Below are 12,506 nucleotides of genomic sequence, written 5' to 3'. Positions count from 1 at the left end.
GAGGCCGGTGCGGGCCCCGGGGGCGGAGGCCCGTGCGGACCCCGGGGACAGAGGCCCGTGCGGACCCCGGGGACAGAGGCCCGTGCGGACCCCGGAAACGGAGGCCCGTGCGGACCCCGCGGACGGAGGCCCGTGCGGGCCCCGGGGGCGGAAAACGCCCCGGCGCGGGTAGTCGCACCCCATGACCATCACGCCTGACATCGACCTCACCACCGGTCCCCCGGGCCCTCACCCCCTCCGCAGCCGCTTCCTGACGGCGGACTCCCGCCTCTTCGAGGCCGTCGCGTCCCGCCACTGGCCGGGCGGTGACCGCGTCCTGCCGAAACTGAGCCGCAGCGCGAACCACGGCCTGCTGTGGTTCGCCACGGCCGCGGCCCTCGCCGCCACCCGCACCCCCCACGCGCGCCGGGCCGCGGCCAGGGGTCTCGCCTCACTCAGCCTCGCCTCCGCGACGATCAACACCGTCGGCAAACGCACGGTGCGCCGCCCCCGCCCGTCCCTCGCCCCGGTCCCCCGGGCGCGCCGGCTCAAGCGCCAGCCGATCACGACCTCGTTCCCCTCGGGTCACTCCGCGTCGGCCGCCGCCTTCGCGACAGGGGTGGCACTGGAGTCGCGCGGCTGGGGCGCCGCCGTGGCACCGCTCGCCACCGCGGTGGCCCTGTCACGTGTCTACACCGGCGCCCACTTCCCGAGCGACGTCCTCGCGGGCGCGGCCCTGGGCGCCGCCGCCGCGTACGCCGTACGCGGCATGCTCCCGGAGCACGGCCCGCGCCACTGAGAGCGGCGGTCCACATGTCAAGACGCAGGTCTCACCATCCGACACGCGGGCGTACGGTGATCCATGACCGACGAGAAGAAGACGAAGGGGAACGGTCATGCCCAAGCCGCAGGAGACCGCCGTCTACACGCACGGCCACCACGAGTCCGTACTGCGCTCGCACACCTGGCGCACCGCCGCCAACTCCGCGGCCTACCTGCTCGACTCGCTCAAGCCCCACATGAAGATCCTGGACATCGGCTGCGGACCGGGCACCATCACCGCGGACCTGGCGGAACTGGTTCCCGACGGGCACGTCACGGGCGTCGACCACGCCCCCGGAATCCTGGACCAGGCCCGCGCCACGGCGGCCGACCGCGGGCTGCGCAACGTCGAGTTCGGGGTCGCGGACGTGCACGCCCTGGACTTCCCGGACGACACCTTCTGTGTCGTCCACGCCCACCAGGTGCTGCAGCACGTGGGTGACCCGGTGCGGGCGCTGCGCGAGATGCACCGGGTCACCAGGCCCGGCGGCTTCATCGCCGTCCGTGACGCGGACTACCCGGCCATGAGCTGGTATCCAGAGGTACCGGGCATGACCGACTGGCTGGACCTCTATCTGCGCGTCGCCCGCGCCAACGGGGGCGAGCCGGCCGCGGGCCGCCGTCTCAGGTCGTGGGCACTGGCCGCCGGGCTCACGGACATCACCGCGACGTCGAGCACCTGGACCTTCGCCACCGAGGCCGAGCGGGGGTGGTGGAGCGGGCTGTGGGCCGATCGCACCCTGGCGTCGGCGTACGCGGACCGGGCCACCGAGGGCGGCCACGCGACCGCCGGGGACCTGCGGGCCGTGTCGGAGGCGTGGCGCGAGTGGGGGCGCCGGGAGGACGGCTGGTTCTCCGTGCTGCACGGGGAGATCCTCTGCCGGAAGGACGTGTGACCCGCCCGGCCGAGGACGGGTGAAGCGCTCGGCCGGGCGGGAGTGAAGCGGCCGCTCCTCGACGGGTGGACCGTCCCCCTGGGGATGCGTCCGAAACGATCTCCTCCCGAGGCTGCCCCAACTAGGCTCCTCCGCATGGAGATTCTGGGAACCACGCTGCGTATCTGCGTCGACGACCTGGAGGCTTCGGTCCCCTTCTACGAAAGACTCGCGGGCGTGCGCGCCCTGCGCTTCGAGCGCGGCGGAGTGTCGGTCGCGGCGGTCGGCTGCTTCCTGCTGATGAGTGGACCGGAGGCCGAGCTGGACGTCCTGCGCAAGGTCGCCGCGACCATCGCCGTCAAGGACGTCGACGAGGCCCACCGGGTGCTCGGTGAGCTGGGTGCGCACATTCTGGCGGGGCCCGTGGGGACACCCGCGGGCCGCAACCTGATCGCCATGCATCCGGACGGGGTCGTCTACGAGTACGTGGACCGCGGGACGGCCCAGTAGCCGGTCCGGCTCCCTTTCCGCCCTCGTGGGCCGGGGCGGGCCGGTCCGCCCCGGCTCCCGGCATGCGAGGGCGGGTCCCCTTCAGGCCGGATCGACGCGCCATTCGGTCGCCGGCGGCCGCATCCGGAAGTCGTACCGGTCGGGCAGCGCCTCGTCGGTCAGCCGAGCCCACAGCGCGCCGATCGCCTCGGCGCCCTCCCGCAGATCGGCGACCTCGAACCCCGCGTCGAACACGGCCCGCGCGCCCTCCCGGTCCCCCTCCGCGAGCAGCAACTCCGCCTCGATCAGCCGGAATCGACCCCTCTCCCGGGTCGCGGGCCGCAGCCTCTCCCAGACCCTCCGCGCGTCCGCCGTACGCCGCGCCGCGAGCAGCGCCGCCAGCGCCTCCCGCCCGAGCGCGGCCGTGGCCGCGGTCCACGCCGCACCGTCGTCACGACGCTCCTGGCACAGGTCGTCGAACGCCTCGGCGTACCGGTCAGCGGCCCGCTCCCGGTTCCCCGCCTGCTGGTCCGCGACGGCCAGACAGCGCAGCAACGGCCAGAGGGACGGGGCGAGTTCGAGTGCCCGCTCCCAACTGCGCACCGCCTGCGCCACATCCCCCGCGTGCCACTGGGCGACGCCGAGGTGGTATTCGGCGAGCGGCTTGGCGGGCGCCGTCTCCAGCATGTCCCGCCAGTGCGGGGCGACCAGCGTCTCGCCCGGCGGCCCGACCCGCCGCTGCTCGGGAAAGGCACCGGTCCTGAGCAGTTCCACCCACGGCGCCTGGGCCGCCCCCAGCGTCGACCCGTCGAACGGCGTCCCCGCCAACTTGTAGGTGGCGCGGAGCACTTCGAGGGCTCCCCAGCCGGACCCGACGTGCAGCACCTCGCCGGGTTCGGTGTCGGCGTGCGGGAGCCAGGCCGCGTACGCCGCCTCGACGTCGGCCCGCGGCAGAGCGCGCTCCAGACGGCCCTCCACCTCCGCCCGCGCCGCGGCCCAGTCGGTTCCGTGGACCGTCCGCGCGGCGGCGTCGTCCCCCGCCAGCGGCCCGTACGACTCCAGCCAGGTCACCTCGCCCTCCGCGTCCAGCCGCACGTGCTCCAACTGGGTGCGGGCGAGCCCGGCCTGGATCTCGCAGTAGCCGCCGGTGCCGGGCTCGGTGAGCCACTCCTGCCAGCGCCGGCCGCCCGCGCCGGAACCCCAGACGAACAGCTTGCGTCCTCGCAGCACGTCGGTGGACGTCTGCACGAGCCCTTCACCCGCGTCGTCGAGCGCGGCGATCCAGCGGCGCTGCCCGTCGGGCACCTCGTAGAAGTAGTCGGCGGGGAAGTCGGCGCGCGACGGACGGGTGCGGTCGACGCCCTCGTGCTCGGGTACCGGCACCCGGCGCAGCCGCCGCTCGTAGCCGAAGTGCCATGCCTCGTCCGCCGGGACCAGCACCCTGCGCCCCTCGGGGACGGCGATGTTGGACCACCAGTACACGGGGGCGGGCTTCTCGTGCGGGTTGCGCACACGGACGCCGACGTGCAGGAAGTCGGAGCCGTCCGGCAGCCACAGGTCGACCTGGAAGGGCAGGTCGCGCAGCCGTTCCCACTCCCACAGGCGGAGCATCTCGCCGCCGTCGGGGGCCACCACCCGGGCCGCGTGGACGGGTGCGCAGGACAGGGTCGTGTGGCCGGTCGCGCCGATGTTCCACTCGATGCCGCCGGAGAACCAGGCGCCGTTGAGGGCGAAGCAGGCGGGCTGGAACACCGGGTTGCGGTACAGGAGTTCGCGCCCGGAGGGCTTGTGGAAGAGGGAGGCGACACGACCCCCGCGGGACGGCAGCACGGTGACCCGCAGCCGGTCGTTCTCGATCACGATCGTGTCGGTCGCGCGGGGCGCGCGGTGTCTGTCGTAGCCGTCCCGGAGGCGCTCCGGCAGGACGTCGCGGAGGGGTTCGTAGCCGATCTGCCGGGCCATGTCCCGGGGCAGTCCTTCGCGGTCCCGGTCGTCGATGCGATGCGCCTCGTCGAGCGGCCGCAGGGGCGGCAGGGGGTTGCTGGGGCCCAGCTCCGCTGACGGCAGCGTCATTACGTCACGTCGGATCGTCGTCACGACGACCATGGAACAGCGACATCGCCGACCTGACCAGGGGTTCCGCTCGTCAGGATACGGTCAGGATTACGCAAAGGCGGCGGTGCGGCCCGGCCCCGGGACGCCGGCGGGCCCGCGACGGCCGGGGACCGTGCCGGGCGCGGGCGGGTCACGGGGAAGAGGTCATCTCCGACGTGATCGCCCAGCGTTCGTGGTCGCGCCAGGCGCCGTCGATGTGGATGAAGTCCGGCGAGAACCCCTCCAGCCGGAATCCGCAGCGCCGGGCGAGCGCGATGGAGGCGGCGTTCCCGGGCTGGACGTTGATCTCCAGCCGGTGCAGCCCCATCGTCGTGAAGGCGTACCGGACCACGAGCCCGAGCCCCTCGGACATGAGTCCCCGCCCCGCGGCGTGCGCGAAGGCGCCGTATCCGAGCGCCCCGCTCAGAAAGCCGCCCTCGACGATGTTGTTGATGTTGATGAAGCCGGCGATGGCCCCGCCGTCCCGCGCGCAGACGAGGAAACCGGCCTTCGTGGGGTCCTTGATGAGCCGTCCCGCGTACGCCGCGTAGGCGTCGGGGCTTCCCGGCGGGAAGAGCCAGGGCTGATGCAGGGCCTTGCTCTCGCGGACCCGCGCGGTGAACTCGGCCGCGTCCTCGTACGTGAAGTGCCGTATGCCCGCGCGGGGGCCCTGGGCGAGATAGGGGGAGTCGTTCTCAGGCATCCGGCCACAGTACGCCGCCACGGCTCTGCGGCCCCGTGGTCTACACGTTCTCACGGCCGTCGCCTCGAGGAGTACGCCCCGCACAGCGCGCCGATCGCGCCGGTGCCCAGCAGCGCCATCCACAGGGGCGTGGTCACTTCCGGGATCAGCAGCCGGATCTTCGTGCTCCGGGTGTTCTCGAAGACGAAGACCAGGGCGAGGAGAACCAGCGCCACGACGGTGGTCCTGCCCGGTGTCATCAGCCCGGCGCGGCTCTTCGCGCCGCTCGTGCCGGATGCGTCGGGGGACTTCGGACTCATGCGCCCAGCATGGGTCGCGGGTCGGCGACCCGCGCGGTGGGAGGTTCCTCCGGGTGACCGGCGGGACCCTCGTCCTCACCTCCCCGGCCGCCCCGGCAGGTCACCGGCGCGCACCCGGACCCCGGCTCGTCCTGAAAGGCGGCGCCCCGACCCCGCCCGTGACACCACGGCGCCCCGCCGGCGACGGGACGGGCCCCGGGGCACGAGCCACGGGCCACGGGCCACCGGCCACCGGCCACCGGCCACCGGCCACGGTTGGGCCTACGCGCCGGCCACGGCTGGACCTACGCGAGTGCGGGCTCGTCCAGCGTCAGCGTTCCCTCGTCCGCGTCCAGTTCCGCCCCGACGCCGAACGGAATCGTGAGGGCCCCCTCGCAGTGGCCGAACCCGAAGTGCTCGACGACCGGCACGCCGAGGCCGCCCAGCCGGTCGGCGAAGACGGCCCGCAGGCCCTCGTACGGACCGCAGTCCACCCAGGAACCGAGCGCGATCCCGGCGACCGGGTCGAGCCACCCGGCCCGCAGGAGCTGGGTGAGGATCCGGTCCAGCCGGTAGGCCTCCTCGCCGATGTCCTCGATCAGCAGCAGCCCGCCCCGGGCGGACGCACGGGCGTGCGGTGTTCCGAGGTCGCAGGCCAGCAGGCTGACGCAGCCGCCGAGGGTGACGCCCCGGGCCCGCCCGGGAACCAGCGCGCCTGCCGTGTCGGACGTGAGGGTTCGTACGGTCTCCGGCTCGAAGAGCGTCGCCCGCAGGTGTTCCTGCGTCCGCGCGTTCTTCAGGAAGTCGACGGCCGCGATCATCGGTCCGTGCAGGGTGACCAGCCCGACGCGGGTCGCGAACGCCTCGTGCAGTGCGGTGATGTCGCTGAAGCCGAGGAACACCTTGGGGCCCGCGGAGCGGATCGCGTCCCAGTCGAGGAGGTCGACCATGCGCTGCGCGCCGTAGCCGCCGCGGGCGCAGAACACCGCGGACACCTCCGGGTCGCACCAGGCTGCCTGGAAGTCGGCGGCCCGGTCGGCGTCGGCGCCCGCGAGGTAGTTGAACTCGGCGTGCCGGTCCAGGACATGGGGCGCCACCACGGGATCGAGATCCCAGCCGCGCAGCAGGTCGAGGCCCGCCTCCAGCCGCTCCTCGGGCACGGGACCGCTCGGCGAGACGACGGCGACGCGGGCCCCTGGTGCGAGCCGGGCGGGACGGGTCAGGGACTTCACTTGAGGAGCTCCAGAGTGGGAATGCCGGACGGGTTCAGACCGAATACCTGTGCGTACAGGGAGAGTTCGGACTCCAGGGCGCGCACCATGGTCTCGGCCCGGCGGAATCCGTGCCCCTCGCCCTCGAAGGCGATGTAGGCGTGCGGGACGTTTCGCCCCGCCATCCTGGACAGGAACCGTTCGCACTGCGTGGGCGGACAGATGGGGTCGTCGAGCCCTTGGAGGAGCAGGAAGGGCGCGGTGATCCGGTCGGCGTGCTCGGCGGGTGAACGCTCCACATAGCGGCCGGGCACCTCGGCGAGCGGACCGATCAGCGACTCCAGGTACTGGGACTCGAAGTCGTGGGTCTCCCCCGAACCCCAGCTGGTGAGGTCGAGGATCGGGTACAGGATCGTGCCGCAGGCGTACACGTCGGTGGCCGTGAGGGACGCGGCGCTGGTCCAGCCGCCCGCGCTGCCGCCGCGGATGGCGAGCCGCCGCCGGTCGGCGGTGCCCTCCTCCGCGAGGGCGACGGCGACGGCCGCGCAGTCCTCGACGTCGACGACGCCCCACTGTTCGCGCAGCCGGTTGCGGTACTCCCTGCCGTGTCCCGCCGATCCGCCGTAGTTGACCTCGGCGACACCGATGCCGCGCGAGGTGAAGTAGGCGATCTCCAGGTCGAGGACGAGGGGGGCCCGGCCGGTGGGGCCACCGTGCGCCCAGACGACGTAGGGCGGCAGTTCGTCGCCGGGGGCGACGTGATCGGGGTGGTGCGGCGGATAGACGTGGGCGTGGATCTCCCGGCCGGCGGGGCCGGTGAAGGTGCGGATCTGCGGCTCCGGGTAGTGCGCGGGATCCACCGGGTCGTCGTGGGCGGCGCCGACCACCCGGGCGCGTCCGGTACGGAAGTCCAGCTCGACCACCTCGTACGCGCTGCGCGGACTGGCGCCGACGCCCAGGACACGGCTGCCGTGCACGGCGAGCGTCGGGGTGAACTCGGTCCAGGGGCCCGCCGCGTCGACGACCTCGCCGGTCTCCGGGTCCAGTATCCCGAGCGCGGTGGCGCCCCGTCCGTGCACGACGGCGACGAGCCCGCCCGGCAGGGGCGCGAACCAGCGGTACCCGATCTTCCACAGCGGGCCGCCGAACTCCTCCTCCCGGGTGCAGACGGGCGTCTCCCGTCCGAGCCGGTACAGGTTCCACCAGCCGGTGCGGTCCCCCGCGTACAGCAGAGTGCCGTCGGCGGCCCAGTCCGCCTGGGCGATCGACTCCTCGGGGCCGCCCGCGACCACCCGCGGGGCGTGCAGGGTGCCGTCCTCGGTGACGTCCGCGAGGATGAGTTCCGTGCCGTCCCAGGGCATCCGCGGGTGGTCCCAGGCGAGCCAGGCCGCCTGCCCGCCGTCAGGGGACAGCCGCGGTCCGGTGACGAACCGGTGGCGTGCGTCGATGAGTTCACGCACGGCGCCCCGGTCCTGTGCCGCCGACCCGTCGAGCGGCACCGCCACGGCCACCCGTCGTACGTCGGTCGGTCCGTCGCCGGTGAACTCCTCCATCACACACCACACTTCACCCCGTTCGGGGCGCAACTGCGGGTCCACCCAGCGCAGTCCGCCACCGACGCGGGACACGGGCGTGAGGGGGCGGGGCTCGGCGCCGGGCTCGTACGCGTACAGCCGCTGGTCGGCGAAGTTCACGAACACCACGAACGGCCCCTCGGGGCGCATCTCCCCCGCCCAGGGCTGTCCGCCGTACTCGATGACGCGGCTGCGGACGTTCCACGGGGCGGGCAGCACCGACTCCTGCGTGCCGTCGGCGCGTCGCCGCACGAGGGTACGCCGGCCGCCCTCGGTGGGCCTGGGTTCGGTCCACCACGCCTCGTCGCCGACGAAACCGGCGAATTCGGGATGCCCGTCGTGTGCCGCGGCGAGCGCCGCGTCGATGGGCGAAGGCCATGATCCGTATGGCAGTGTCCGCATTCCGTCCCCCTCAGGCCGTGCGCAGAAAGCGGTCGAGAACGTGGACGCCGAAGTGCAGTGCCTCGACGGGGACGCGTTCGTCGACACCGTGGAAGAGCGCCTGGTAGTCGAAACCCTCGGGCAGTTTCAGCGGCGCGAATCCGTAACCGGTGATACCGAGGCGCGAGAACTGCTTGGCGTCCGTGCCGCCCGACATGCAGTACGGCACCACGTGCCCCTCGGGCGCGAACTCCTCGACCGCCGCACGCATCCGGTGGTACGTCACCGAATCGAGCGGCGCCTGCAGGGCGACCTCGCGGTGGTGGAACTCCCACTCCACGTCCGGTCCCGTCAGGTGGTCGAGGGTGGCGCGGAACTCGTCCTCGGTGCCCGGGAGATGGCGGCCGTCCACGAACGCGACCGCTTCCCCGGGAATCACGTTGACCTTGTAACCGGCGCTGAGCATGGTCGGGTTGGCGCTGTTGCGCACGGTGGCGTCGACGAGCGCGGCGGCCGGGCCGAGCTTGCGCAGCAGTTCGTCCACGCCGTCGAGGTCGTCGAGGTCCGCGTCGATCCCGTACAGCGCGGCGAGTTCGGTGAGGGCCGCGCGGACGGTCGGCGTGAGTCTGATGGGCCACTCGTGCGCGCCGATCCTGGCGATCGCGGCCGCGAGGTGTGTCACGGCGTTGTTCCGGTTCACCTTGGAGCCGTGTCCTGCCCGCCCGCGCGCCGTGAGCTTGAGCCACCCGGTGCCGCGCTCCCCCGCCGCGATCGGGTAGAGCTCCCGGCCACTGCCGTCGTGGAAGGTGAACGCCCCGGACTCGCTGATGCCCTCGGTACAGCCCTCGAACAGCTCCGGATGCCGGTCGGCGAGGAATCCGGACCCGTCCTCCGCGCTCGCCTCCTCGTCGGCGGTGAACGCGATCACGAGGTCGCGCCGGGGCCGTACACCGAGGCGTGCCCAGCCGCGTACGACCGCGAGGATCATCGCGTCCATGTTCTTCATGTCGACCGCGCCGCGCCCCCAGACGACACCGTCGCGGATCTCCCCGGAGAACGGGTGCACGCTCCAGTCCTCGGCCTGCGCGGGCACCACGTCGAGATGACCGTGGACGAGCAGCGCGTCGGCGGAGGGATCGGTGCCCTCCAGCCGCGCGACGACGTTCGTACGGCCTTTGGTGCGCTCCACGAGGACGGGTTCCAGGCCCGTTTCGGCCAGCAGCGCGGCGGCGTACTCGGCGGCCGGCCGTTCCTGGCAGTCGCCGCCGCCCCGGTTCGTGGTGTCGATACGGATGAGGTCGGAGGTGAAACGTACGACCTCGTCCAGTGCCTGTCCGTCAGCCATACTGCTCCTCCACCGCGGCCGAGACGATCGTGGTGACCGCCTTGAAGGTACGGATTCCCTCGTACATGGTGTCGCTGGTGTAGGCAACTCTGCGCTCTCCGGTGCGTTCCACACCCGGCACGACGGTGGCCGCCATGGACAGGTGCTCCGCGTCGAACTCCAGCGCCACCGTGAACGGGCCGCCCACCACCGGTTCGTGCCGCACGGCCAGCGCCGCCGCTTCCTTGGCGGCGGCCCGGATGTCGGCGGCGGTCCGGGACGGCGTACGGCACACCGCGGCGTACCGCGACACATGGTCCTTGACGGCGACCTTGAGCGCCCCCGGCGCGTATCCGAGCGCGTCCTCGCAGGCCAGGTCGTCCCCCGTGACGAGGACGACGGGGACGCCGTACTCGGCGACGACACGCGAGTTGAGCAGCCCCTCGCTGGCCCGTACGCCGTTCACCCACACCCCGGTGATCGAGTTCGCCAGGTAGGTGTGCGCGAGGACGCCCTCCATGCCGGCGCCCGTGTGGTACCCGACGAACGCGATGCCGTCCACGTCGCCGTGCTGCACGCCCTCCACCATGGACAGCGACTTGTGCCGGCCGGTGAGCATCTCGGCTCTCTCGTCGAGCCGTTCGAGCAGCAGATTCCGCATGGACCAGTGCGCCTCGTTGATCAGCACCTCGTCCGCGCCGCCGTCGAGGAAACCGAGCACGGCGGCGTTCACGTCCGAGGTGAACATCGAGCGGCACCGCTCCCACTGGGGTGTCCCCGGGAGCACGTCGGCCGGCCAGGTCACCCCGGTGGCGCCCTCCATGTCGGCGCTGATGAGGATCTTCACGACACACCCTCTTCGCACAGGTCAGCGGCAGTCTCCATGTCGGGCCACGCTACGCGGCGACGCGGCGCCGGGCCAGGACGCCATGCGTGGACATAGCGGCCCGAACCGGACCCGCCGCACGTTTCGCGACCGTCCGGCGGTCAGGGTTTCACGGAGGCCGCGGAGAACTGCGCGAGGGGGCCACTTCGGGGTTCGGCGTGATGCGCGGACGCGGCTCGGATCAGTCCTCGTAGACGGTCAGGACGACGCCGTCCAGCTCGATGCGGCGCGGCGTCCCGCCCTCCCCGCGCACCAGGGCGTCCAGGCAGCGGCGGAAGAGCTTCAGCTCCTGCTCACTGAGGACGGCGGCGGCGAGGTCGAGCAGTTCGGCGAGCGCGCTCTCGGTCAGTATGTCGGGCAGTTCGCCGGAGAGCAGGACGACGGACTCGCCAGTACTGCCCCGGACCACGGCGGTGGTGGGTCCTCCGTGCACGAACAGCACATGTCCCCCTGGGTGACACAGGGGTCGTGCGGCTCACGTGCCCCGAGCAGAATGAGAGACTAGCTGTGGATCTTGCCGGTTTCGGCGGTTCTGGATTCTTTTACCGGGATCCCCGGGAAGAGGAACCGGAGCGGGCGCTCGCGCGTCTACGCCGTACGCCCTCGACCGGCCCGACAGCCTGACACCCACCGCGCCCGGACCGCACCGGTCCCGACGGCCCCGACCCACCCGACGCGAGATGCCGGCCCCCGACCCGGGCGTCAGGCGTCAGGCGTCAGGCGTCAGGCGTCAGGCGTCAGGCGTCAGGCGTCAGGCGTCAGGCGTCAGGCCGATGGTCAGCCCCGGTGGGCGTCGCGCCCCAGGAGTGATTCCACGAGCGCCGCGACATGGCGCCGGTCGTCGACGGAGAGCTGCTGGACGCTCGCGATGAGCAGGTCGACCTCGGGGTCGGCCGAGGCACTGGCGTCCACCACCGCCGCCGCCGGATCAGCCGCGTACACGTGAATGCCGCAGGCCTCCGCCGCGGCACGGCGCACCGTGTCCAACGACAGTCCAAGTCCCTTGGACAGCCCTTCCAGCGTGCTGGGCTGTGGCATACGCACCACGCGCTCGGCCGTCGCCAGGTGATGGACCGTGGAGCGCGGAATGCCGCCCCGACGTGCCACCTCTCCGTAGGACCAGCCCTCACGGTCGAGGCGATCTCTGATGATCTGCTGCAGTGCGTTGGCCACCGATGGTCACTTCCTGCTCGCCGCCGGGCGGAACTCTTCCAAGCGGGATCGATTCTACGTGGGGCTTCGCTCAGGCCCCAGAAGTCTTTTCCCGAACCGCTTGCGCGGCGAGCTCCGGGGCTACTACTGTCCAATCTCGTTGGACAGCACGTCCGACAAGATTGGACGAAGTTTGGGGGGAACCTGCCTTCGTTCGATCGGAAATGTCTATCCCTGAGGGGGAACCGATCATGATGGACAACCGTGAACTCGACACCGAGTCCGCCGAGCTGCTGCCCGGTCGCGAGGCCCTCGGACGCCTGAAGTTCAGCTTCGGCCGCACCACCAACGTGACCAAGCACGTCGCCAACATCAGCGCCCACAACGAGTCGGCCGCGCTCAACGACCACTCCAGCTGGTCGGACGCGTCGTCCAGCGCCGCCCAGGCCATCAACGTCTCGCAGTAGTCCGGAACGGGACGCTCGCCCGCGTCCCTCCGCACCTTCGCGACACCGGACGCCACGCCCGCGTCCGCCTATGCGTCACCACCACGACCACATCAACGAACCACGTCCCGAAAGGACATCCCATGAGCATGGACATGAACGAGCTGCAGTCCGAGTCCGCCGAGCTGCTCCCCGGCCGCGAGGCCCTCGGACGCCTGAAGTTCAGCTTCGGCCGCACCACCAACGTGACCAAGCACGTCGCCAACATCAGCGCCCACAACGAGTCGGCCGC

General features: G+C 72.3%; 12 protein-coding genes and 1 pseudogene. 4 read left to right on the top strand and 9 right to left on the bottom strand.

Annotation, left to right across the window (positions count from 1 at the left end; all coding sequences use genetic code 11):
- Nucleotides 1–187: 187 nt before the first annotated feature.
- The 3 genes and pseudogenes from ACFVTC_RS17125 to ACFVTC_RS17115 form a co-directional block, all read left to right on the top strand.
- Nucleotides 188–757, top strand: a pseudogene (locus ACFVTC_RS17125) (phosphatase PAP2 family protein); the annotation flags it as partial.
- 118 nt (nucleotides 758–875) lie between these two features.
- Nucleotides 876–1,697 carry a class I SAM-dependent methyltransferase gene (locus ACFVTC_RS17120; protein WP_390127643.1) on the top strand — a complete coding sequence of 274 codons (822 nt, stop codon included), beginning with the start codon at nucleotides 876–878 and terminating at the stop codon, nucleotides 1,695–1,697.
- Between the two features lie 135 nt (nucleotides 1,698–1,832).
- Nucleotides 1,833–2,186: a VOC family protein gene (locus ACFVTC_RS17115; RefSeq protein WP_390127641.1), complete on the top strand. Its 354-nt coding sequence runs from the start codon at nucleotides 1,833–1,835 to the stop codon at nucleotides 2,184–2,186.
- Nucleotides 2,187–2,267: 81 nt separating this feature from the next.
- On the opposite strand, the gene ACFVTC_RS17110 is transcribed toward ACFVTC_RS17115, so the two are convergent.
- The 9 genes from ACFVTC_RS17110 to ACFVTC_RS17070 all read right to left on the bottom strand — a co-directional run bounded on the left by ACFVTC_RS17110 (nucleotide 2,268) and on the right by ACFVTC_RS17070 (nucleotide 11,789).
- A complete protein-coding gene (locus tag ACFVTC_RS17110) occupies nucleotides 2,268–4,271 on the bottom strand; it encodes a DUF5107 domain-containing protein (protein WP_390127639.1) in 2,004 nt (667 codons plus the stop codon).
- A gap of 139 nt (nucleotides 4,272–4,410) precedes the next feature.
- Entirely contained in the window at nucleotides 4,411–4,962 is a 552-nt protein-coding gene (locus ACFVTC_RS17105; RefSeq protein ID WP_381235142.1) for a GNAT family N-acetyltransferase, read from the bottom strand.
- Between the two features lie 50 nt (nucleotides 4,963–5,012).
- On the bottom strand, nucleotides 5,013–5,261 hold the full coding sequence (locus ACFVTC_RS17100) for a LapA family protein (protein WP_329527813.1): 249 nt from the start codon (nucleotides 5,259–5,261) through the stop codon (nucleotides 5,013–5,015).
- Nucleotides 5,262–5,545: 284 nt separating this feature from the next.
- Nucleotides 5,546–6,472, bottom strand: coding sequence for an LD-carboxypeptidase (locus ACFVTC_RS17095; RefSeq protein ID WP_390127636.1), 927 nt, complete (start codon nucleotides 6,470–6,472; stop codon nucleotides 5,546–5,548).
- Complete coding sequence (locus tag ACFVTC_RS17090; protein ID WP_390127634.1) at nucleotides 6,469–8,427, bottom strand: prolyl oligopeptidase family serine peptidase; 1,959 nt, start codon at nucleotides 8,425–8,427, stop codon at nucleotides 6,469–6,471. The genes ACFVTC_RS17095 and ACFVTC_RS17090 overlap by 4 nt, the downstream gene beginning before the upstream one ends.
- A gap of 10 nt (nucleotides 8,428–8,437) precedes the next feature.
- Nucleotides 8,438–9,751: a M20/M25/M40 family metallo-hydrolase gene (locus ACFVTC_RS17085; RefSeq protein WP_390127632.1), complete on the bottom strand. Its 1,314-nt coding sequence runs from the start codon at nucleotides 9,749–9,751 to the stop codon at nucleotides 8,438–8,440.
- Complete coding sequence (locus tag ACFVTC_RS17080; protein ID WP_390127630.1) at nucleotides 9,744–10,577, bottom strand: M55 family metallopeptidase; 834 nt, start codon at nucleotides 10,575–10,577, stop codon at nucleotides 9,744–9,746. Before ACFVTC_RS17080 ends, ACFVTC_RS17085 begins: the two co-directional genes overlap by 8 nt.
- A gap of 220 nt (nucleotides 10,578–10,797) precedes the next feature.
- Entirely contained in the window at nucleotides 10,798–11,058 is a 261-nt protein-coding gene (locus ACFVTC_RS17075; protein ID WP_385092154.1) for a hypothetical protein, read from the bottom strand.
- 335 nt (nucleotides 11,059–11,393) lie between these two features.
- Nucleotides 11,394–11,789 (bottom strand): helix-turn-helix domain-containing protein, encoded by a 396-nt coding sequence (locus ACFVTC_RS17070; protein ID WP_390127628.1) that lies wholly within the window; start codon nucleotides 11,787–11,789, stop codon nucleotides 11,394–11,396.
- Between the two features lie 230 nt (nucleotides 11,790–12,019).
- Between ACFVTC_RS17070 and ACFVTC_RS17065 the strand changes: the two genes are divergently transcribed.
- A complete protein-coding gene (locus ACFVTC_RS17065) occupies nucleotides 12,020–12,235 on the top strand; it encodes a hypothetical protein (RefSeq protein ID WP_228120476.1) in 216 nt (71 codons plus the stop codon).
- Nucleotides 12,236–12,506 lie beyond the last annotated feature (271 nt).

The sequence above is a fragment of the Streptomyces sp. NPDC057950 genome, from assembly GCF_042887295.1.
GTDB lineage: Bacteria > Actinomycetota > Actinomycetes > Streptomycetales > Streptomycetaceae > Streptomyces > Streptomyces kaempferi.
The sequence above is the reverse complement of the archived record's forward strand: the minus strand, read 5'-3'. Positions and strand labels throughout refer to the sequence as shown.